This window comes from Streptococcus mitis, from assembly GCF_946188695.1.
Taxonomy (GTDB): domain Bacteria; phylum Bacillota; class Bacilli; order Lactobacillales; family Streptococcaceae; genus Streptococcus; species Streptococcus mitis_DF.
Map to the genome: position 1 here is coordinate 37,468 of NZ_CAMHWI010000016.1, position 21,273 is coordinate 58,740.

Annotated in this window: 21 protein-coding genes and 1 other annotated feature; all 21 genes read left to right on the plus strand. The window is 40.1% G+C overall.

The features are described from left to right. Positions 1-3: 3 nt before the first annotated feature. Positions 4-864 (plus strand): SAM-dependent methyltransferase TehB, encoded by an 861-nt coding sequence (gene tehB / locus N8L33_RS07495; RefSeq protein WP_261059470.1) that lies wholly within the window; start codon positions 4-6, stop codon positions 862-864. A gap of 117 nt (positions 865-981) precedes the next feature. Next, on the plus strand, positions 982-1,170 hold the full coding sequence (locus tag N8L33_RS07500) for a type II toxin-antitoxin system HicA family toxin (protein ID WP_101782206.1): 189 nt from the start codon (positions 982-984) through the stop codon (positions 1,168-1,170). A gap of 27 nt (positions 1,171-1,197) precedes the next feature. Continuing rightward, positions 1,198-1,575, plus strand: coding sequence for a type II toxin-antitoxin system HicB family antitoxin (locus tag N8L33_RS07505; protein WP_033688727.1), 378 nt, complete (start codon positions 1,198-1,200; stop codon positions 1,573-1,575). Between the two features lie 78 nt (positions 1,576-1,653). Continuing rightward, complete coding sequence (locus N8L33_RS07510; protein WP_261059471.1) at positions 1,654-2,607, plus strand: competence protein CoiA; 954 nt, start codon at positions 1,654-1,656, stop codon at positions 2,605-2,607. A gap of 18 nt (positions 2,608-2,625) precedes the next feature. Next, positions 2,626-4,428: an oligoendopeptidase F gene (gene pepF, locus N8L33_RS07515; RefSeq protein ID WP_261059472.1), complete on the plus strand. Its 1,803-nt coding sequence runs from the start codon at positions 2,626-2,628 to the stop codon at positions 4,426-4,428. 1 nt (position 4,429) lies between these two features. Then, positions 4,430-5,143 carry an O-methyltransferase gene (locus tag N8L33_RS07520; protein WP_261059473.1) on the plus strand — a complete coding sequence of 238 codons (714 nt, stop codon included), beginning with the start codon at positions 4,430-4,432 and terminating at the stop codon, positions 5,141-5,143. A 66-nt stretch (positions 5,144-5,209) separates the two neighbouring features. Next, complete coding sequence (gene prsA / locus N8L33_RS07525; RefSeq protein WP_101782210.1) at positions 5,210-6,148, plus strand: peptidylprolyl isomerase PrsA; 939 nt, start codon at positions 5,210-5,212, stop codon at positions 6,146-6,148. Between the two features lie 161 nt (positions 6,149-6,309). Continuing rightward, positions 6,310-7,533, plus strand: coding sequence for a cell division peptidoglycan polymerase FtsW (gene ftsW / locus N8L33_RS07530; protein ID WP_261059474.1), 1,224 nt, complete (start codon positions 6,310-6,312; stop codon positions 7,531-7,533). A gap of 24 nt (positions 7,534-7,557) precedes the next feature. Then, positions 7,558-10,254: a phosphoenolpyruvate carboxylase gene (ppc, locus tag N8L33_RS07535; RefSeq protein WP_261059475.1), complete on the plus strand. Its 2,697-nt coding sequence runs from the start codon at positions 7,558-7,560 to the stop codon at positions 10,252-10,254. Between the two features lie 96 nt (positions 10,255-10,350). Beyond that, positions 10,351-10,568 (plus strand) — a binding site (T-box leader). A 112-nt stretch (positions 10,569-10,680) separates the two neighbouring features. Then, positions 10,681-11,676 carry a tryptophan ABC transporter substrate-binding protein gene (trpX, locus tag N8L33_RS07540; RefSeq protein ID WP_004259575.1) on the plus strand — a complete coding sequence of 332 codons (996 nt, stop codon included), beginning with the start codon at positions 10,681-10,683 and terminating at the stop codon, positions 11,674-11,676. A gap of 75 nt (positions 11,677-11,751) precedes the next feature. Further along, complete coding sequence (locus N8L33_RS07545) at positions 11,752-12,618, plus strand: ABC transporter permease (RefSeq protein ID WP_004234420.1); 867 nt, start codon at positions 11,752-11,754, stop codon at positions 12,616-12,618. Then, on the plus strand, positions 12,615-13,373 hold the full coding sequence (locus tag N8L33_RS07550) for an ABC transporter ATP-binding protein (RefSeq protein ID WP_153193302.1): 759 nt from the start codon (positions 12,615-12,617) through the stop codon (positions 13,371-13,373). Before N8L33_RS07545 ends, N8L33_RS07550 begins: the two co-directional genes overlap by 4 nt. Positions 13,374-13,462: 89 nt before the next feature. Continuing rightward, the gene (gene dnaG / locus N8L33_RS07555) at positions 13,463-15,223 is read left to right on the plus strand and encodes a DNA primase (protein WP_261059476.1); all 1,761 of its coding nucleotides are present in this window, start codon (positions 13,463-13,465) and stop codon (positions 15,221-15,223) included. Positions 15,224-15,225: 2 nt separating this feature from the next. Further along, positions 15,226-16,335: an RNA polymerase sigma factor RpoD gene (rpoD, locus tag N8L33_RS07560; protein ID WP_000201905.1), complete on the plus strand. Its 1,110-nt coding sequence runs from the start codon at positions 15,226-15,228 to the stop codon at positions 16,333-16,335. Positions 16,336-16,349: 14 nt separating this feature from the next. Next, entirely contained in the window at positions 16,350-16,679 is a 330-nt protein-coding gene (locus tag N8L33_RS07565) for a metal-sulfur cluster assembly factor (protein ID WP_000331925.1), read from the plus strand. Between the two features lie 33 nt (positions 16,680-16,712). Beyond that, positions 16,713-17,837: an alpha-galactosylglucosyldiacylglycerol synthase gene (cpoA, locus tag N8L33_RS07570; RefSeq protein ID WP_261059477.1), complete on the plus strand. Its 1,125-nt coding sequence runs from the start codon at positions 16,713-16,715 to the stop codon at positions 17,835-17,837. 15 nt (positions 17,838-17,852) lie between these two features. After that, on the plus strand, positions 17,853-19,178 hold the full coding sequence (locus N8L33_RS07575) for a glycosyltransferase family 4 protein (protein WP_261037637.1): 1,326 nt from the start codon (positions 17,853-17,855) through the stop codon (positions 19,176-19,178). A 28-nt stretch (positions 19,179-19,206) separates the two neighbouring features. Next, on the plus strand, positions 19,207-19,383 hold the full coding sequence (locus tag N8L33_RS07580) for a PspC domain-containing protein (RefSeq protein ID WP_261059478.1): 177 nt from the start codon (positions 19,207-19,209) through the stop codon (positions 19,381-19,383). A gap of 58 nt (positions 19,384-19,441) precedes the next feature. Continuing rightward, the gene (locus N8L33_RS07585) at positions 19,442-19,576 is read left to right on the plus strand and encodes a DUF4044 domain-containing protein (RefSeq protein WP_000863859.1); all 135 of its coding nucleotides are present in this window, start codon (positions 19,442-19,444) and stop codon (positions 19,574-19,576) included. A gap of 63 nt (positions 19,577-19,639) precedes the next feature. After that, positions 19,640-20,950 (plus strand): GTPase ObgE, encoded by a 1,311-nt coding sequence (gene obgE, locus N8L33_RS07590; protein WP_138701453.1) that lies wholly within the window; start codon positions 19,640-19,642, stop codon positions 20,948-20,950. 9 nt (positions 20,951-20,959) lie between these two features. Further along, positions 20,960-21,115: a hypothetical protein gene (locus tag N8L33_RS07595; protein ID WP_000502582.1), complete on the plus strand. Its 156-nt coding sequence runs from the start codon at positions 20,960-20,962 to the stop codon at positions 21,113-21,115. The last annotated feature ends 158 nt before the right edge of the window (positions 21,116-21,273 follow it).

Here is a 21,273-nt window from a genome sequence, read left to right on the forward strand (position 1 = left end):
AAAATGGAAAAATTAGTTGCCTATAAACGTATGCCCTTGTGGAATAAAGAAACTATGCCTGAAGCGGTGCAGCAAAAGCACAATACCAAGGTCGGGACTTGGGGCAAGATCACAGTTGTAAAAGGAGCCCTCAAGTTTATTGAATTGACAGGAGATGGTGAGGTTTTAGCTGAGCACCTCTTTGAAGCAGGAGCCGACAATCCCATGGCACAACCTCAAGCTTGGCACCGAGTGGAGGCTGTAACAGACGATGTAGAATGGTACTTGGAATTTTATTGTAAACCTGAGGATTACTTCCCTAAGAAATACAATACCAATCCTGTTCATTCAGAGGTCCTAGAGGCAATGCAGACAGTAAAACCAGGGAAAGCCTTGGATTTGGGCTGTGGTCAGGGCCGTAACTCTCTCTTTCTTGCACAGAATGGTTTTGATGTGACAGCTGTAGATCAAAATGAATTATCTCTTGAAATCTTGCAAAGCATTGTTGAGCAGGAAGATCTGGATATGTCTGTTGGTCTTTACGATATCAATTCAGCTAGCATTGGGCAAGCTTATGATTTCATCGTATCGACAGTTGTTTTGATGTTTTTGCAAACAGGCCGCATTCCTGAAATTATCAAAAATATGCAGGAGAAAACCACTGTTGGTGGCTATAATCTTATCGTCTGTGCCATGGACACGGAGGATTATCCTTGCTCAGTGAACTTCCCATTCACATTTAAAGAGGGAGAATTGGCAGACTACTACAAGGATTGGGAGTTGGTCAAGTACAATGAAAATCCAGGTCATTTGCACCGTCGTGATGAGAATGGCAATCGTATTCAACTACGCTTTGCGACCATGCTAGCTAAGAAAATCAAATAAACATGAATGAAGATTAGGAATTTCCTGATCTTTTTTCTCTTTTACGAATAGATAAGATAGAAGAATTGACAAAAATACGCATTATAAGTATAATTTTAGCTAGAAAGGTGACCATAAATGCCAATAACAGGTAAGGAAATGGTAAAATTGGCTCTTGCAAATGGATGGATTGAAGTTCGTAAGAGAGGAAGTCATCATCATTTTAAGAAAGAAGGGGTCTCCTATCTTGTCACTATTCCAGTTCACGGTAATGAGGATTTAGGAAAAGGTCTAGAGAGAAAAATATTAAAAGATTTGGGATTATAGTTGATTTGGAAATTGTGGAGGTGTATTATGCTAAAATCTTATCCTGCTATTTTTCATAGAGAAGGCACTGGATACTGGGTTGAATTTCCTGAATTTGGAGGTGGGACAGAGGGAGCAACGATTGAACTTGCAATGAAAAATGCTCGGGAAATGCTTGAGAGTGTTTTAGCTTCTTATATTGATGAAGGACTGGCTTTGCCTACTCCTAGTGACATTGCTGAGTTGAAGGCTCCCGATGGATTTGTGACTTTGATTCAGGTCAATCCCTTGCCTTTCGTAAAGAATAATAAAGCGATTCGAAAAAATGTTACGGTTCCAGAGTGGCTAGTCAGACTTGCAGATCGTGAGAAAGTGAACTATTCTGAAGTGTTGACACAAGCTCTTGAAAGTCGCTTGCAACTCTAAAATTATAGAGTGATGAAGATTAGGAATTTTCCTGATCTTTTTTCTTTTTTACGAATAATATAGAAAAGGAGAGAAATCATGTTTGTTGCGAGAGATGCTAGGGGAGAATTGGTAAATGTGTTAGAGGATAAGCTTGAGAAGGAAGAATACACCTGCCCAGCTTGTGGAGGTCAGCTCCGTTTGCGGCAAGGAGCAAGTGTACGGACCCATTTTGCTCACAAAACCTTAAAAGACTGTGATTTTTCCTCTGAAAATGAAAGTCAAGAACACTTGGAAAATAAGGAAGTCCTTTATCACTGGTTGAAAAAAGAGGCAGAGGTGCAATTAGAATACCCTCTTCCAGAACTTAAACAGATTGCGGATGTATTTGTAAATGGCAATCTAGCTTTAGAGGTTCAGTGTAGCCCCTTACCACAAAAATTTCTTAAAGAGCGTAGTGAGGGTTATCGTAGTCAGGGTTACCAAGTACTGTGGTTATTGGGAGAAAAACTGTGGCTCAAGGAGCGGTTGACTCGTCTGCAAGAAGGTTTTCTCTATTTCAGTCAAAACATGGGATTTTATGTTTGGGAATTAGACAAGGAGAAACAGGTTTTAAGGCTTAAATATCTCATTCACCAAGATCTCCGAGGTAAACTCCATTATCAGATTAAGGAATTTCCCTATGGTCAAGCTAGTTTATTGGAAATATTACGGTGTCCCTACAAGAAACAAAAAATATCGCATTTTACAGTTTCTCAGGATAAGGACATCTGTCGTTATATCCGGCAACAACTCTATTATCAAAATCCTATTTGGATGAAAGAACAAGCAGAAGCCTATAAAAAGGGAGAAAACCTCCTAACTTATGGGCTAAAAGAATGGTATCCACAAATTCGACCACTAGTAGGTGAGTTTTGCCAAATTGAGAAAGATTTGATTCGCTATTATCAGTATTTTCAAACCTATTATCAACAAAATCCTCAAAATGATTGGCAAAAGCTCTATCCACCAGCCTTTTATCAGCAATATTTCTTAAAAAATATGGTAGAATAGAAAGGATGGAGGAATCTAATGGTATTACAAAGACATGAAATAAATGAAAAAGATACATGGGATCTATCAACGATCTACCCAACTGACCAGGCTTGGGAAGAAGCCTTAAAAGATTTAACAGAACAATTGGAGACAGTAGCCCAGTATGAAGGTCATCTCTTGGATAGTGCGGATAGCCTACTCGAAATTACTGAATTTTCTCTTGAAATGGAATGCCAGATGGAGAAGCTTTACGTCTATGCTCATATGAAGAATGACCAGGACACACGTGAATCCAAGTACCAAGAGTACTATGCCAAGGCCATGACTCTCTATAGCCAGCTAGACCAAGCCTTTTCATTCTATGAACCTGAATTTATGGAAATCAGTGAAAAGCAGTATGCTGACTTTTTAGAAGCTCAGCCAAAATTGCAGGTTTATCAACACTATTTTGATAAGCTTTTGCAAGGCAAGGATCACGTTCTTTCACAACGTGAAGAAGAATTATTAGCTGGAGCTGGTGAAATCTTTGGTTCGGCAAGTGAAACCTTCGCTATCTTGGACAATGCGGATATTGTGTTCCCTTGTGTTCTTGACGATGATGGTAAGGAAGTTCAGCTATCTCATGGGACTTACACACGTTTGATGGAGTCTAAAAATCGTGAGGTGCGTCGTGGTGCCTATCAAGCTCTTTATGCGACTTATGAACAATTCCAACATACCTATGCCAAAACCTTGCAAACCAATGTTAAGGTGCAAAACTACCGTGCCAAAGTTCGCAACTACAAGAGCGCTCGTCATGCAGCCCTAGCAGCTAATTTTGTTCCAGAGAGTGTTTATGACAATTTGGTAGCAGCAGTTCGCAAGCATTTGCCACTCTTGCATCGCTATCTTAACCTTCGTTCAAAAATCCTGGGAATTTCAGACCTCAAGATGTACGATGTCTACACACCACTTTCTTCTGTTGAATACAGTTTTACCTACCAAGAAGCCTTGAAAAAGGCAGAAGATGCTTTGTCAGTCTTGGGTGAGGATTACTTGAGCCGTGTTAAACGTGCCTTCAGTGAGCGTTGGATTGATGTTTACGAAAATCAAGGCAAGCGTTCAGGGGCCTACTCTGGTGGTTCTTACGATACAAATGCCTTTATGCTTCTCAACTGGCAGGACAATCTAGACAATCTCTTTACTCTTGTCCATGAGACTGGTCACAGTATGCATTCAAGCTATACTCGTGAAACTCAGCCTTATGTTTACGGAGATTACTCTATCTTCTTGGCTGAGATCGCTTCAACTACCAATGAAAATATCTTGACGGAGAAATTATTGGAAGAAGTGGAAGACGACGCAACGCGCTTTGCTATTCTCAATAACTTCCTAGACGGTTTCCGTGGAACAGTTTTCCGCCAAACTCAATTTGCTGAGTTTGAACACGCGATTCACCAAGCGGATCAAAATGGTGAAGTATTGACAAGCGATTTCTTAAATAAACTCTACGCAGATTTGAACCAAGAGTATTATGGTTTGAGTAAGGAAGACAATCCTGAAATCCAATTCGAGTGGGCACGCATTCCACACTTCTACTATAACTACTATGTATATCAATATTCAACTGGATTTGCAGCAGCCTCAGCCTTGGCTGAAAAGATTGTCCATGGTAGTCAAGAAGACCGTGACCGCTATATCGACTATCTCAAGGCAGGGAAGTCTGACTATCCACTTAATGTCATGAGAAAAGCTGGAGTTGATATGGAGAAGGAAGACTACCTCAACGATGCCTTTGCAGTCTTTGAACGCCGTTTAAATGAGTTTGAAGCCCTTGTTGAAAAATTGGGATTGGCATAAGATGGTTGAATCGTATAGTAAGAATGCCAACCATAACATGCGTCGTCCTGTCGTCAAAGAAGAAATTGTAGACTTGATGCGTCAGCGTCAAAAGCAAGTCACAGGTTCCTTGAAAGAATTGGAAGACTTTGCCCGCAAGGAAAATATTCCTATTATTCCCCATGAAACGGTAGCTTATTTCCGTTTTCTCATGGAAACCATACAACCTAAAAACATTCTGGAAATTGGGACGGCTATCGGTTTTTCAGCCCTTTTGATGGCTGAACATGCACCGAATGCAAAGATTACAACCATTGATCGCAATCCAGAAATGATTGGTTTTGCCAAGGAAAATTTCGCCCAGTTTGACAGTCGCAAGCAAATCACTCTCCTAGAGGGAGATGCGGTAGATGTCTTATCTACCCTGACAGAGTCCTATGATTTCGTCTTTATGGATTCAGCCAAGTCTAAATACATCGTCTTTCTGCCAGAAATCCTCAAACATTTGGACGTTGGAGGTGTGGTTGTCTTGGATGATATTTTCCAAGGTGGAGATGTTGCCAAGGACATTATGGAAGTCCGTCGAGGTCAGCGAACCATTTATCGAGGCCTTCAAAGACTATTTGATGCAACTTTAGACAATCCAGGACTCACCGCAACACTAGTACCTCTGGGAGACGGCATTCTCATGCTTCGTAAAAATCTAGCAGATGTTCAATTGCCTGACAGCGAATGATTTTCAGAAAAATTTAAGAAAATATAGTAAAATAGATAGAGTAACACTTATCTCAAAGGAGTAGACATGAAGAAAAAACTATTGGCAGGAGCCATTACACTATTATCAGTAGCAACTTTAGCAGCTTGTTCGAAAGGTTCAGAAGGGGCAGACCTTATCAGCATGAAAGGAGATGTTATCACAGAACATCAATTTTATGAGCAAGTGAAAAGCAATCCTTCAGCTCAACAAGTGTTGTTGAACTTGACCATCCAAAAAGTATTTGAGAAGCAATATGGCTCAGAAGTAGATGACAAAGAAGTCAACGATACTATTGCAGAAGAAGAAAAACAATATGGTGAGAACTACCAACGTGTCTTGTCACAAGCAGGAATGACTCTTGAAACACGTAAAGCTCAAATTCGTACAAGTAAATTAGTTGAGTTGGCAGTTAAAAAAGCAGCAGAAGCTGAATTGACAGATGATGCCTATAAGAAAGCATTTGACGAATACACTCCAGATGTAACGGCTCAAATCATCCGTTTGGACAATGAAGACAAGGCTAAAGAAATTCTTGAAAAAGCCAAAGCTAGTGATGCAGACTTTGCTCAATTAGCTAAAGATAACTCAACTGATGAGAAAACTAAAGCGAATGGTGGAGAAATCACCTTTGATTCTGCTTCAACAGAAGTACCAGAACAAGTTAAGAAAGCGGCATTTGCTCTAGATGTAAACGGTGTTTCTGATGTGATCACAGCCGCTGGCACACAAGCTTACAGTAGCCAATATTACATTGTAAAACTCATTAAGAAAACAGAAAAATCATCTAATATCGATGACTACAAAGAAAAATTAAAAACTGTTATCTTGACTCAAAAACAAAATGATTCAACATTTGTTCAAAGCATTATCGGAAAAGAATTACAAGCAGCTAATATCAAGGTTAAAGATCAAGCCTTCCAAAATATCTTTACCCAATATATCGGTGGTGGAGATTCAAGCTCAAGCAGTTCATCAAAAGAATAAAACAGAAAAGGGCCAAGTGCTCTTTTTCTTATGACAAAAATGGTCTATCTGATGGATAAGAGTTTTTTTCTTTCGGAAAAAATGGTATAATAGCAATCAAAACTAGAAAACAAACGGAATTTGGGAAGCAATTGTGTTGTTCTCATTAGATTGGTGATACTATGAAGATTAGTAAAAGGCACCTATTAAATTATTCTATTCTAGTTCCTTACTTACTTTTATCTATTTTGGGCTTGATTGTGGTTTATTCGACAACCAGTGCTATTTTAATTCAAGAAGGCCAAAGTGCACTGCAATTGGTCCGAAGTCAGGGACTGTTTTGGATATTTAGTTTGATACTGATTGCCTTGATATACAAATTGAAACTGAATTTTTTAAGAAACGAACGTCTTTTATTTATCGTTATGTTCGTTGAGCTGATTCTATTAGCTATGGCTCGGATAATTGGTACGCCAGTCAATGGAGCCTATGGTTGGATTTCAGTAGGACCTTTGACCATTCAGCCAGCTGAGTATTTGAAGATTATTATTGTCTGGTACCTGGCCCAACGCTTTTCAAAACAACAGGATGAAATTGCTGTTTATGATTTCCAAGTTTTAACTCACAATCAATGGATTCCTCGTGCTTTTAATGACTGGCGCTTTGTCCTACTAGTCATGATTGGAAGTTTGGCTATTTTCCCAGATCTGGGGAATGCTACTATTCTAGCTTTGGTTGCCTTGATTATGTATACAGTTAGTGGAATTGCTCATCGTTGGTTTATAGCCTTTATTGGTCTTTTATTTGGAGTTTCGGCCCTTTCCTTAACAGCTATTGATATGATAGGGGTTGATAAGTTTTCAAAAGTTCCAGTATTTGGTTACGTTGCCAAGCGTTTCAGTGCCTACTTTAATCCCTTTGCTGACTTGGCAGGAGCTGGCCACCAACTTGCAAATTCTTACTTTGCCATGGTAAATGGTGGATGGTTTGGACTAGGCTTAGGAAATTCGATCGAAAAACGAGGCTATTTACCAGAGGCCCATACAGACTTTGTATTTTCAATTGTCATTGAAGAGTTTGGATTTGTGGGAGCCAGCTTGATTTTAGCACTTGTCTTTTTCCTTATTTTGCGAATTATCCTAGTCGGTATTCGTGCTAAGAATCCCTTTAATTCCATGATGGCGATTGGAGTTGGGGGGATGATGTTGGTACAGGTCTTTGTTAATATCGGTGGAATTTCTGGTATTATTCCTTCAACAGGAGTTACCTTCCCCTTCTTATCGCAAGGAGGAAACAGTCTTTTGGTATTGTCTGTAGCCATCGCCTTTGTCTTAAATATTGATGCCAGTGAAAAACGTGCCCAATTGTATGAGGAGTTAGAAGCTCGCTCATCACACTATATGTAGCGCTGAGAGTAGAAAGGATTGCCTATGTCTCTTCAAAAATTAGAAAACTATAGTAATAAAGCTGTCGTGCAAGAAGAAGTATTGATTTTAACAGAATTGTTAGAAGATATCACTAAAAATATGCTTGCTCCAGAAACTTTTGAAAAAATCATGCAGTTGAAGGAATTATCAACTCAAGAAGATTATCAAGGCTTGAACAAATTGGTTACTAGCCTGACAAATGATGAAATGGCTTATATTTCACGCTATTTCTCTATCTTGCCTCTCTTGATTAATATTTCAGAAGACGTGGATTTGGCCTATGAAATCAACCACCAAAATAATATCGATCAAGATTATCTTGGTAAGTTATCAGCAACTATCAAAATGGTTGCAGAAAAAGAAAATGCGGTTGAAATTCTAGAACACTTGAATGTTGTCCCTGTTTTGACTGCCCATCCAACACAAGTGCAACGTAAGAGTATGCTAGATTTGACTAACCATATCCATACCCTCTTGCGTAAGTACCGTGATGTGAAATTAGGCTTGATTAATAAGGAAAAATGGCATAATGATCTCCGTCGTTACATTGAGATTATCATGCAGACAGATATGATTCGTGAAAAGAAATTGAAAGTTACCAATGAAATCACGAATGTTATGGAATACTACAATAGTTCATTCCTGAAAGCTGTTCCTCATTTGACTGCTGAGTACAAGCGCCTGGCAAAAAAACATGGCTTGGAGTTGAAACATCCTAAACCAATTACCATGGGAATGTGGATTGGTGGAGACCGCGATGGGAATCCTTTTGTTACAGCAGATACCTTGAAACAATCTGCCATGACCCAGTGTGAAGTTATCATGAACTACTATGATGAAAAGATTTACCAACTTTATCGTGAGTTCTCTCTTTCAACCAGTATTGTCAATGTCAGCAAGCAAGTTAGAGAAATGGCTCGTCAATCTAAGGATAACTCGATTTACCGTGAAAAAGAGCTGTATCGTCGTGCCTTGTTTGATATTCAATCAAAAATCCAAGCAACAAAAGCCTATCTGATTGAGGATAAGGAAGTTGGAGCTCGCTATGAAACAGCCAATGATTTTTACAAGGATTTAATTACCATCCGTGATTCCCTTTTGGAAAACAAGGGTGAAGCACTAATTTCTGGTGATTTTGTTGAATTGATTCAGGCAGTTGAAATTTTTGGTTTCTATTTGGCATCTATTGATATGCGTCAAGATTCAAGTGTTCATGAGGCCTGTGTAGCAGAACTTTTGAAATCAGCAGGAATTCATTCTCGTTATAGTGAACTCAGTGAAGAAGAAAAATGCCAGCTTCTCTTGAAAGAATTAGAAGAAGATCCACGCATTCTTTCTGCTACTCATGTTGAAAAATCAGAGTTACTTGAAAAAGAATTAGCAATCTTTAAGGCTGCTCGTAATTTGAAAGATAAGTTGGGTGATGATGTTATTCGTCAGACTATCATTTCACATGCAACCAGCGTATCAGACATGCTGGAATTGGCTATCTTGCTAAAAGAAGTAGGGCTAGTTGATAAAGAAAGAGCCCGTGTCCAAATCGTTCCTCTCTTTGAAACAATTGAGGACTTGGACCACTCAGAAGAAACTATGAGAGAATACCTTTCTCTTGCCCTTGCTAAGAAATGGATTGCTTCGCGCAATAACTACCAAGAAATCATGCTTGGCTACTCTGACAGTAATAAAGATGGTGGTTACCTTTCATCGTGTTGGACCCTCTACAAGGCTCAACAACAATTGACTGCTATTGGAGATGAATTTGGCGTTAAGGTTACCTTCTTCCATGGCCGTGGTGGTACTGTTGGTCGTGGTGGTGGACCAACTTATGAAGCTATCACATCTCAACCGCTTAAGTCTATCAAGGATCGTATCCGTTTGACGGAGCAGGGTGAAGTAATTGGCAATAAATACGGTAACAAAGATGCCGCCTACTATAACCTTGAAATGCTAGTATCTGCAGCTATTAACCGTATGATTACTCAGAAGAAGAGCGATACCAATACATCCAATCGTTATGAAGCGATTATGGATCAGGTAGTGGACCGTAGTTATGATATCTACCGTGATTTGGTCTTTGGTAATGACCATTTCTATGATTATTTCTTTGAGTCAAGTCCAATCAAGGCTATTTCAAGCTTTAATATTGGTTCTCGTCCAGCCGCTCGTAAGACGATTACTGAAATCGGTGGTTTGCGTGCTATCCCTTGGGTCTTCTCATGGTCACAAAGCCGTGTCATGTTCCCTGGCTGGTATGGTGTCGGATCAAGCTTCAAAGAATTTATTGATAAAAATCCAGAGAATATCGCTATTCTACGAGATATGTACCAAAATTGGCCTTTCTTCCAGTCACTTCTTTCAAATGTTGACATGGTCTTGTCAAAATCAAATATGAACATTGCTTTTGAGTATGCCAAACTGTGTGAAGATGATCAAGTAAAAGCAATCTATGAGACTATTCTAAATGAATGGCAAGTTACCAAGGAAGTTATCTTGGCTATCGAAGGTTATGATGAACTCTTGGCTGAAAATCCATATCTAAAAGCAAGTTTGGATTACCGTATGCCTTACTTTAATATCCTCAACTATATCCAGTTGGAGTTGATTAAACGTCAACGTCGTGGAGAATTATCAAGCGATCAAGAAAAATTAATCCATACAACCATCAACGGAATTGCAACAGGATTGCGTAATTCAGGCTGATACCCATCAAACTTCCTCTTTTCTATAGGGGAAGTTTTTGAATATTTCAAAAAAATTCTCAAAGAGTCTTGACAAGTAGTTGAAAAATGATATAATTTAACCATTCAGAAAAGTAATCATACAAACTTTTTAGAGAGTCTGTGGTAGCTGAAAACAGATAAGTGGTGATGATGAAAATTGGGCTGAATGTTATTTAGAATTTGAAATCATAAAAATTCGGTGAGCACACCTTACAGTGCATCTCGTTATTGCGAGACAGAGCGATAGGGAAATTCCCTATAATTGAGGTGGTACCGCGCATCGACGTCCTCACACAAGTTTTTTGTGTGAGGACTTTTTTGATGGAGGTTAGTATGGAAAGAAAACGATGGCGTCGCTTGTTTAGATAAGTGAAGTAGTTTAAAGGAATTAAAAAGGAGAAATAGAATGAAAAATAAACGTTTAATTGGAATTATTGCTGCATTAGCAGTCTTAGTAGCAGGAAGCTTGATTTACTCTTCAATGAATAAACCAGAAGCTAAGAATGAAAAGAAAGTTGCCAAAGTTGGTGTTCTTCAGTTTGTGAGCCATCCATCTCTTGACTTGATTTATAAAGGGATTCAAGATGGACTTGCAGAAGAAGGTTATAAAGATGATCAGTTGAAAATTGACTTTATGAACTCAGAAGGTGACCAAAGTAAGGTTGCGACAATGAGTAAACAGTTGGTTGCAAACGGTAATGACTTGGTTGTTGGTATCGCAACACCAGCTGCTCAAGGTTTGGCTAGTGCAACAAAAGATCTACCTGTTATCATGGCTGCTATTACAGACCCAATCGGTGCCAATTTGGTTAAAGATTTGAAAAAACCAGGTGGCAACATTACAGGGGTATCAGACCACAACCCAGCTCAACAACAAGTTGAACTCATCAAGGCCTTAACACCAAATGTGAAGACAATCGGAGCTCTTTACTCAAGCAGCGAAGACAATTCAAAAACACAGGTAGAAGAATTTAAGGCTTATGCTGAAAAAGCAGGTTTGACAGTAGAAACATTTGCAGTTCCTTCAACAAACGAAATTGCTTCAACAGTTAACGTTATGACTAGCAAGGTCGATGCTATCTGGGTTCCAATCGATAACACCATTGCTTCAGCCTTCTCAACTGTTGTATCAAGCAACCAATCAGCTAAAAAACCAATCTACCCAAGCGCAACTGCCATGGTAGAAGCAGGTGGTTTGGCATCCGTTGTAGTTGACCAACATGATCTTGGTGTGGCAACTGGTAAAATGATTGCTCAAGTTTTGAAAGGTGCAAAACCAGCTGATACACCAGTCAATGTCTTTTCAACAGGTAAATCAGTAATCAATAAAAAATTGGCACAAGAGCTAGGTATTACGATTCCTGAATCTGTTCTAAAAGAAGCAGGACAAGTGATTGAATAATCTGTAATGGAGGAGTTGGGGACATCTCCTCCAATTTTTTACAATAGAAATCATATAGAAAAGGTTAAGAAACAGATGATATTATCTATTATTTCTCAAGGATTTGTCTGGGCTATTCTAGGTCTGGGGATCTTTATGACATTTAGGATTTTAAACTTTCCAGATATGACGACAGAAGGTTCCTTCCCTCTTGGGGGAGCTGTTGCTGTCACTCTGATAACGAAAGGCGTGAATCCCTTTTTAGCGACACTTGTTGCTGTAGGAGCAGGGTGTTTGGCTGGAATGGCAGCAGGTCTTCTTTATACAAAAGGGAAGATTCCGACTTTACTTTCAGGGATTTTGGTGATGACTTCTTGTCACTCTATCATGCTCTTGATTATGGGGCGTGCAAATTTAGGCTTGCTTGGAACTAAGCAAATTCAGGATGTCTTGCCTTTTGATTCAGACTTGAACCAACTCTTGACAGGTCTTATTTTTGTCAGTCTTGTCATTGCTCTCATGCTCTTTTTCTTGGACACTAAACTTGGACAAGCCTATATTGCTACAGGTGACAATCCTGATATGGCTAGAAGTTTCGGAATTCATACTGGACGCATGGAGCTCATGGGCTTGGTCTTATCAAATGGGGTGATTGCCCTTGCAGGTGCCCTCATTGCCCAGCAAGAAGGCTATGCTGATGTTTCTCGAGGAATTGGTGTCATCGTTGTGGGGCTTGCAAGTTTGATTATTGGAGAAGTTATCTTCAAGAGTTTGAGCTTGGCAGAGCGTTTGGTTACCATCGTTGTAGGTTCTATTGCCTATCAATTCTTAGTATGGGCAGTTATCGCGCTTGGCTTTAACACAAGTTACCTTCGTCTATACAGTGCAGTGATTTTAGCAGTCTGCCTCATGATTCCAACATTTAAGCAAACCATCTTGAAAGGAGCCAAATTAAGCAAATGACAGCAATTGTAGAATTAAAAAATGCAACCAAAGTCGTTAAAAATGGCTTTGATGAAGAAAAGATTATTTTAAATGATGTTTCCTTAGAAATTTTTGAACAGGATTTTATCACGATTTTGGGTGGAAATGGCGCTGGTAAATCGACCCTCTTTAACACTATTGCAGGAACCTTGTCCTTAACCAGTGGAACCATCCGTATTTTGGGTGAAGATGTTACCAAGTTTTCACCCGAGAAGCGTGCCAAGTATCTGTCTCGTGTTTTCCAAGATCCAAAGATGGGGACAGCTCCTCGTATGACAGTGGCTGAAAATCTTTTGATTGCCAAGTTTCGTGGTGAAAAACGTGGACTGTTACCAAGACGTCTGGCTAGCTATAAGGATGAATTTCAGGCAACTATTGAAAAAGTAGGAAATGGTCTTGAGAAACACTTGAATACACCGATTGAGTTTTTATCAGGTGGACAAAGACAGGCCTTGAGCCTCTTGATGGCAACCTTGAAGCGTCCTGAATTACTCTTGTTGGACGAGCATACTGCGGCCCTTGATCCAAAGACCAGTGTGGCCTTGATGGAATTGACAGATGAATTTGTCAAGAATGATCAGTTGACAGCACTTATGATTACCCATCATATGGAAGATGCTCTCAAATATGGCAATCGCTTGATTGTCATGAAAGAAGGACGAATTATCCAAGATTTGAACCAAGAAGAAAAAGCAAAAATGAAAATCTCTGATTATTATCAACTCTTTGAATAAAGTAGGGAAAATGAGTGAAATGGTTTACTTTTTTTCTGAAATAAAGTATACTATATAAAGTAAACTATGATAACATGGAGGTATTGTGTATGGTTGACAAACAAGTCATTGAAGAAATCAAAAACAATGCCAACATTGTGGAAGTCATAGGAGATGTGATTTCTTTACAAAAGGCAGGACGGAACTATCTAGGGCTCTGTCCTTTTCATGGTGAAAAAACACCTTCTTTCAACGTTGTAGAGGATAAGCAGTTTTATCACTGTTTTGGTTGTGGTCGCTCGGGTGATGTCTTTAAGTTCATCGAGGAGTATCAAGGGGTTCCTTTTATGGAGGCTGTCCAAATCTTAGGTCAGCGTGTTGGGATAGAGGTGGAAAAACCGCTTTATAGTGAGCAGAAGCCAGCCTCCCCCCACCAATCTCTTTATGATATGCATGAAGATGCTGCCAAATTTTATCATGCTATTCTCATGACAACGACCATGGGGGAAGAGGCCAGAAACTACCTTTATCAGCGTGGTTTGACAGATGAAGTGCTTAAGCATTTTCGGATTGGTTTGGCACCTCCAGAACGAAACTATCTCTATCAACGTTTGACTGGTCAGTATCGTGATGAGGATTTCCTGGATTCAGGACTGTTTTATCTCTCGGATGCTAATCAATTTGTAGACACCTTTCACAATCGCATTATGTTTCCTCTGACAAATGATCAGGGAAAGGTCATTGCCTTCTCAGGTCGTATCTGGCAGAAAACGGATTCACAAACTTCTAAGTATAAAAATAGCCGATCGACTGCAATTTTTAACAAAAGTTACGAATTATATCATATGGATAGGGCAAAAAAATCTTCTGGTAAAACCAGTGAGATTTACCTGATGGAAGGGTTCATGGATGTCATTGCAGCCTATCGGGCTGGAATCGAAAACGCTGTCGCATCTATGGGAACGGCCTTGAGTCGTGAGCATGTTGAGCATCTGAAAAGGTTAACCAAGAAGTTGGTTCTGGTTTATGATGGCGATAAGGCTGGGCAAGCTGCGACATTGAAAGCCTTAGATGAAATTGGCGATATGCCTGTGCAGATCGTCAGCATGCCTGATAACTTGGATCCAGATGAGTATCTACAAAAAAATGGACCAGAAGACTTGGCCTATCTATTAACGAAAACTCGTATTAGTCCGATTGAGTTCTACATTAACCAGTACAAGCCTGAAAATAGTGAAAATCTGCAGGCTCAGATTGAGTTTATTGAAAAAATAGCTCCCTTGATTGTTCAAGAAAAGTCTATCACTGCTCAAAACAGCTATATTCATATTTTAGCTGACAGTCTGCCATCCTTTGATTATACTCAAATTGAGCAGATTGTTAATGAGAGTCGACAGGCACAAAGGCAGAATCGCATGGAAGGAATTTCCAGACCGACGCCAATCACCATGCCTGTTACCAAGCAGTTATCGGCTATTATGAGGGCAGAAGCCCATCTACTTTATCGAATGATGGAATCTCCCCTTATATTGAATGATTACCGTTTGCGAGAAGATTTTGCATTTGACACACCTGAATTTCAGGTTTTATATGACTTGCTTGGCCAGTATGGCAATCTTCCTCCAGAAGTTCTAGCAGAACAGACAGAGGAAGTTGAAAGAGCTTGGTACCAAGTCTTAGCTCAGGATTTACCTACTGAGATGTCACCGCAGGAACTTAGTGAAGTAGAGATGACTCGAAACAAGGCTCTCTTGAATCAGGACAATATGAGAATCAAAAAGAAGGTGCAGGAAGCTAGCCATGTAGGAGATACCGATACAGCCCTAGAAGAATTGGAACGTTTAATTTCCCAAAAGAGAAGAATGGAGTAATAATGGCAACAAAACAAAAAGAAGTAACAACATTTGACGTACAAGTAGCAGAATTTATCCGTAATCATAAACAAAAAGGGACAGCAACAGACGATGAAATCAATGCTAGTCTAGTTGTTCCTTTTACCTTGGATGCTGATGGGATTGAAGATCTCTTGCAACGAATTCAGGATGCAGGGATTTCAATCACAGATAACGAAGGAAATCCAAGTGCGCGTGTTCTTAGTGCAGAAGAAGAACCAGAACTCAGCGATGAGGATTTGATTGGTTCAACTTCTGCTAAGGTCAACGACCCTGTTCGTATGTACTTGAAAGAAATCGGGGTCGTACCTCTCTTGACCAATGAAGAGGAGAAAGAATTAGCACTAGCTGTTGAAGCTGGTGATATCGAAGCCAAACAACGTCTTGCGGAAGCCAACCTTCGTTTGGTTGTTTCTATTGCCAAACGCTATGTCGGACGCGGTATGCAGTTCCTTGACTTGATTCAAGAAGGGAACATGGGCTTGATGAAGGCGGTTGACAAGTTTGACTATTCTAAAGGATTTAAGTTTTCAACTTACGCAACTTGGTGGATTCGTCAGGCAATCACTCGTGCTATTGCGGATCAAGCTCGTACCATTCGTATCCCAGTTCACATGGTTGAAACCATCAATAAATTAGTTCGTGAACAGCGTAATCTCCTTCAAGAATTGGGACAAGATCCAACACCAGAACAAATCGCTGAACGTATGGATATGACCCCTGACAAGGTTCGTGAAATCTTGAAGATTGCCCAAGAACCAGTGTCTCTTGAAACTCCTATTGGTGAAGAGGATGATAGCCATCTTGGGGACTTTATCGAAGATGAAGTGATTGAAAATCCAGTGGACTATACAACTCGTATCGTCTTGCGTGAGCAGTTGGATGAGGTCTTGGATACTCTTACAGACCGTGAAGAAAACGTCTTGCGCTTACGCTTCGGACTAGATGATGGTAAAATGCGTACCCTTGAAGATGTGGGTAAAGTCTTTAACGTGACTCGCGAGCGTATCCGTCAGATTGAAGCTAAAGCTTTGAGAAAACTACGCCAACCAAGTCGCAGCAAACCGCTTCGTGATTTTATTGAAGACTAAGAGTGAGGATGAATATGGCTTATACAGAAGAGCAAATTGAAAACATCAAAACACGAATTTTATCAGCCTTGGAAGAAGTTATTGACCCTGAGTTGGGAATCGATATTGTCAATCTGGGTTTGATTTATGAGATTCGTTTTGATGGCGACACAGGGCAAACAGAGATTGATATGACTTTGACAACTATGGGATGTCCTCTAGCAGACCTTTTGACGGATCAGATTTATGATGCCATGACAGAGGTTCCAGAAGTAACGGATACTGAGGTTAAATTAGTCTGGTATCCGGCCTGGACAGTTGAAAAAATGAGTCGCTATGCACGCATTGCCCTAGGCATTAAGTAAACATATAAAAGCATGTGAGAGACCGTTGGAAAAGTGAGGAAATTTCCCTTCTTTTCCTTTAGTCTCTCCTTTCTTTTGCTGATTTTATTCAAAGAAAATGATATAATAGTAGCTATGGAAAAAAAGAAATTACGCATCAATATGTTGAGTTCAAGTGAGAAAGTAGCTGGGCAAGGAGTTTCAGGTGCCTACCGTGAATTAGTTCGTCTTCTTCACCGTGATGCCAAGGACCAACTGATTGTTACTGAAAATCTTCCAATCGAGGCAGATGTGACTCACTTTCATACGATTGATTTCCCCTATTATTTATCTACATTCCAAAAGAAACGCTCAGGGAGAAAAATTGGCTATGTGCATTTCTTGCCTGATACACTTGAGGGAAGTTTGAAAATTCCATTTTTCTTAAAGGGAATTGTAAATCGCTATGTATTTTCTTTTTACAACCGGATGGAGCACTTGGTGGTGGTCAATCCTATGTTTATTGAGGATTTGGTGGCAGCGGGTATTCCACGTGAAAAAGTGACCTATATTCCTAACTTTGTAAACAAGGAAAAGTGGCATCCCCTTCCACAAGCAGAGGTAGCTCGACTACGCGAAGAGCTAGGTCTTAGCGACAATCAGTTTATCGTAGTAGGTGCTGGGCAAGTTCAGAAACGTAAAGGGATTGATGACTTTATCCGTCTGGCTGAAGAATTACCCCACATTACCTTTATCTGGGCGGGTGGTTTCTCTTTTGGGGGCATAACAGATGGTTATGAACGCTACAAGAAAATTATGGATAACCCACCTGAAAATTTGATTTTTCCAGGTATCGTGTCGCCAGAGCGGATGCGCGAGTTGTATGCCCTAGCGGACCTTTTCTTGTTGCCTAGTTACAATGAGCTATTTCCTATGACTATTTTAGAGGCTGCTAGTTGTGAAGCTCCGATTATGTTGCGTGATTTGGATCTCTATAAGGTAATTTTGGAGGGAAATTATCGGGCGACAGCAGATAGAGAAGAGATGAAAGAAGCTATTTTGGAATATAAAGCCAATCCTACTGCCTTAAAAGATCTCAAAGAAAAAGCTAAGAATATTTCTAGAGAGTATTCAGAAGAGCATCTATTACAAATCTGGTTGGACTTTTATGAGAAACAAGCCGCTTTAGGGAGAAAGTAAAAAGTGAGGTAATCTATGCGAATTGGTTTATTTACAGATACCTATTTTCCTCAGGTTTCAGGTGTAGCGACCAGTATTCGAACCTTGAAAACAGAGCTTGAAAAGCAAGGGCACGCTGTTTTTATCTTTACGACGACAGATAAGGATGTCAATCGTTATGAAGATTGGCAAATTATCCGCATTCCAAGTGTTCCCTTCTTTGCTTTTAAAGACCGTCGCTTTGCCTACCGAGGTTTCAGCAAGGCACTTGAAATTGCCAAACAGTATCAGCTGGATATTATCCATACTCAGACTGAATTTTCTCTCGGCTTGTTGGGAATTTGGATTGCGCGTGAACTGAAAATTCCAGTCATCCATACTTATCACACCCAGTACGAAGACTATGTGCATTATATTGCTAAGGGGATGTTGATTCGTCCTAGTATGGTCAAGTACTTAGTCAGAGGTTTCCTGCATGATGTGGATGGGGTTATTTGTCCTAGTGAGATTGTCCATGATTTGCTATCTGACTATAAGGTCAAGGTTGAAAAACGGGTCATTCCAACTGGGATTGAATTAGCTAAGTTTGAGCGTCCGGAAATCAAGCAGGAAAATCTGAAAGAACTACGTAGTAAACTAGGGATTCAAGATGATGAAAAGATGTTGCTTAGTCTTTCCAGAATTTCCTATGAAAAAAATATTCAAGCAGTTTTAGCAGCCTTTGCAGAAGTTCTGAAAGAAGAAGACAAGGTTAAACTGGTGGTAGCTGGGGATGGTCCTTATCTGGATGACCTCAAAGAGCAAGCCCAGAAACTAGAGATTCAAGACTCTGTTGTCTTTACAGGGATGATTGCTCCTAGTGAGACAGCTCTTTACTATAAGGCGGCGGATTTCTTCATCTCGGCATCGACAAGTGAAACCCAAGGCTTGACCTACTTGGAAAGCTTAGCCAGTGGAACGCCTGTCATTGCTCATGGAAATCCTTATCTGGACAATCTGATCAGTGATAAAATGTTTGGAACCTTGTACTATGGAGAACATGATTTGGCTGGTGCTATTTTGGAAGCCCTGATTGCAACGCCAGATATGAATGAGCATACTTTATCAGAGAAGTTGTACGAGATTTCAGCTGAGAACTTTGGAAAACGGGTGCATGAGTTTTATCTGGATGCCATTATTTCAAATAACTTCCAGAAAGATTTAGCCAAAGATGATACGGTCAGTCAGCGTATCTTTAAGACAGTTTTGTATCTACCGCAACAGGTGGTTGCTGTACCCGTAAAAGGCTCTAGACGCATGCTGAAGGCTTCAAAAACACAGTTGATCAGCATAAGAGATTATTGGAAAGACCATGAAGAATAGAAAGAGGAACAGTATGAAAAAACAATTAATGAGAAGCGGTCGTGATAAAAAGATTGCGGGTGTTTGTGCCGGGGTAGCCCATTATTTTGATATGGATCCTACTATTGTTCGCGTAATATGGGGTGTTCTTGCTTTTGCTTATGGAGCAGGAGTTGTAGCTTATATCATTTTATGGATTATTGCGCCAGAAGCAAGTGACTATTGAAAACTAGCTAAATTCATGCTAAGATAATAGAAAATAGAATGTAACGAAGGAGATAAAAATGGCATTTGGAGATAATGGAAATCGTAAAAAAACTATGTTTGAGAAAATAACCTTATTTATCGTGATTATCATGCTAGTAGCAAGTTTATTGGGAATTTTTGCAACTGCAATTGGTGCCCTCAGTAATCTATAAAATAGATTCAAGAAAATTTAGTGACTGGGATTTCCCAGCCCTTTTTTAAAGTGAGAAGAAAAAATGAGTATGTTTTTAGATACAGCTAAGATCAAGGTCAAGGCTGGTAATGGTGGTGATGGCATGGTTGCCTTTCGCCGTGAAAAATATGTCCCTAATGGCGGTCCTTGGGGCGGTGATGGTGGTCGTGGAGGCAATGTCGTCTTCGTTGTAGATGAAGGTCTACGTACCCTCATGGATTTCCGCTATAATCGCCATTTCAAGGCTGATTCTGGTGAGAAAGGAATGACCAAAGGGATGCATGGTCGTGGTGCTGAGGACCTTAGAGTTCGAGTACCACAAGGTACGACTGTTCGTGATGCAGAGACTGGCAAGGTTTTGACAGATTTGATTGAACATGGTCAAGAATTTATCGTTGCCCACGGTGGACGTGGTGGACGTGGAAATATTCGTTTCGCAACACCAAAAAATCCTGCACCTGAAATCTCTGAAAATGGGGAACCAGGTCAGGAACGTGAGTTACAATTGGAACTAAAAATCTTGGCAGATGTCGGTTTAGTAGGTTTCCCATCTGTAGGGAAATCAACACTTTTAAGTGTTATTACCTCAGCTAAACCTAAAATTGGTGCCTACCACTTTACGACCATTGTGCCAAATCTAGGTATGGTTCGTACCCAATCAGGTGAATCCTTTGCAGTAGCCGATCTGCCAGGTTTGATTGAAGGCGCTAGTCAAGGTGTTGGTTTGGGAACTCAGTTCCTCCGTCACATCGAGCGTACCCGTGTCATCCTTCATATTATTGATATGTCAGCTAGCGAAGGACGTGATCCTTATGAGGATTATCTTGCCATTAACAAGGAGTTGGAGTCATACAATCTTCGTCTCATGGAGCGTCCACAGATTATCGTAGCCAACAAAATGGACATGCCTGAGAGTCAGGAAAATCTTGAAGAATTCAAGAAAAAATTAGCTGAAAACTACGATGAATTTGAAGAGTTACCAGCTATCTTCCCGATTTCTGGATTGACAAAGCAAGGTCTGGCAATGCTCTTGGATGCTACAGCTGAATTGTTAGACAAGACACCAGAATTCTTGCTCTATGACGAGTCAGATATGGAAGAAGAAGCATACTACGGCTTTGACGAGGAAGAAAAAGCCTTTGAAATTAGTCGTGATGACGATGCAACATGGGTGCTTTCTGGTGAAAAACTGATGAAACTCTTTAATATGACCAACTTTGATCGTGACGAATCAGTCATGAAATTTGCTCGCCAGCTTCGTGGTATGGGAGTTGATGAATCTCTTCGTGCGCGTGGTGCTAAGGATGGGGATTTGGTCCGCATTGGTAAATTTGAGTTTGAATTTGTAGACTAGGAGACTGATATGGGAGATAAACCGATATCTTTCCGAGATGCGGATGGTAATTTTGTTTCCGCCGCAGACGTTTGGAATGAAAAGAAATTGGAAGAACTATTTAATCGTCTCAATCCAAATCGTGCCTTGAGGTTGGCACGAACTAAAAAGGAAAATCCATCTTAAATACGTAAGATAAAACTTCAATTATCAGTCAAGTTAACGGTAACAAATAGAAGCTAAGATCGAGAAAGGGCAAAATTTGTCGGCTCTTTGTCAACTGTAGTGGGTTGATGAAAAGCTAAGCTCGAGAAAGGACAAATTTCGTCCTTTCTTTTTTGATG

Excerpts from the sequence above, each read along its gene's own strand:
- tehB (WP_261059470.1), top strand. The coding sequence starts at position 4 with ATGGAAAAATTAGTTGCCTATAAACGTATGCCCTTGTGGAATAAAGAA.
- N8L33_RS07500 (WP_101782206.1), top strand. The coding sequence starts at position 982 with ATGCCAATAACAGGTAAGGAAATGGTAAAATTGGCTCTTGCAAATGGA.
- N8L33_RS07505 (WP_033688727.1), top strand. The coding sequence starts at position 1,198 with ATGCTAAAATCTTATCCTGCTATTTTTCATAGAGAAGGCACTGGATAC.
- N8L33_RS07510 (WP_261059471.1), top strand. The coding sequence starts at position 1,654 with ATGTTTGTTGCGAGAGATGCTAGGGGAGAATTGGTAAATGTGTTAGAG.
- pepF (WP_261059472.1), top strand. The coding sequence starts at position 2,626 with ATGGTATTACAAAGACATGAAATAAATGAAAAAGATACATGGGATCTA.
- N8L33_RS07520 (WP_261059473.1), top strand. The coding sequence starts at position 4,430 with ATGGTTGAATCGTATAGTAAGAATGCCAACCATAACATGCGTCGTCCT.
- prsA (WP_101782210.1), top strand. The coding sequence starts at position 5,210 with ATGAAGAAAAAACTATTGGCAGGAGCCATTACACTATTATCAGTAGCA.
- ftsW (WP_261059474.1), top strand. The coding sequence starts at position 6,310 with ATGAAGATTAGTAAAAGGCACCTATTAAATTATTCTATTCTAGTTCCT.
- ppc (WP_261059475.1), top strand. The coding sequence starts at position 7,558 with ATGTCTCTTCAAAAATTAGAAAACTATAGTAATAAAGCTGTCGTGCAA.
- trpX (WP_004259575.1), top strand. The coding sequence starts at position 10,681 with ATGAAAAATAAACGTTTAATTGGAATTATTGCTGCATTAGCAGTCTTA.
- N8L33_RS07545 (WP_004234420.1), top strand. The coding sequence starts at position 11,752 with ATGATATTATCTATTATTTCTCAAGGATTTGTCTGGGCTATTCTAGGT.
- N8L33_RS07550 (WP_153193302.1), top strand. The coding sequence starts at position 12,615 with ATGACAGCAATTGTAGAATTAAAAAATGCAACCAAAGTCGTTAAAAAT.
- dnaG (WP_261059476.1), top strand. The coding sequence starts at position 13,463 with ATGGTTGACAAACAAGTCATTGAAGAAATCAAAAACAATGCCAACATT.
- rpoD (WP_000201905.1), top strand. The coding sequence starts at position 15,226 with ATGGCAACAAAACAAAAAGAAGTAACAACATTTGACGTACAAGTAGCA.
- N8L33_RS07565 (WP_000331925.1), top strand. The coding sequence starts at position 16,350 with ATGGCTTATACAGAAGAGCAAATTGAAAACATCAAAACACGAATTTTA.
- N8L33_RS07575 (WP_261037637.1), top strand. The coding sequence starts at position 17,853 with ATGCGAATTGGTTTATTTACAGATACCTATTTTCCTCAGGTTTCAGGT.
- N8L33_RS07580 (WP_261059478.1), top strand. The coding sequence starts at position 19,207 with ATGAGAAGCGGTCGTGATAAAAAGATTGCGGGTGTTTGTGCCGGGGTA.
- N8L33_RS07585 (WP_000863859.1), top strand. The coding sequence starts at position 19,442 with ATGGCATTTGGAGATAATGGAAATCGTAAAAAAACTATGTTTGAGAAA.
- obgE (WP_138701453.1), top strand. The coding sequence starts at position 19,640 with ATGAGTATGTTTTTAGATACAGCTAAGATCAAGGTCAAGGCTGGTAAT.
- N8L33_RS07595 (WP_000502582.1), top strand. The coding sequence starts at position 20,960 with ATGGGAGATAAACCGATATCTTTCCGAGATGCGGATGGTAATTTTGTT.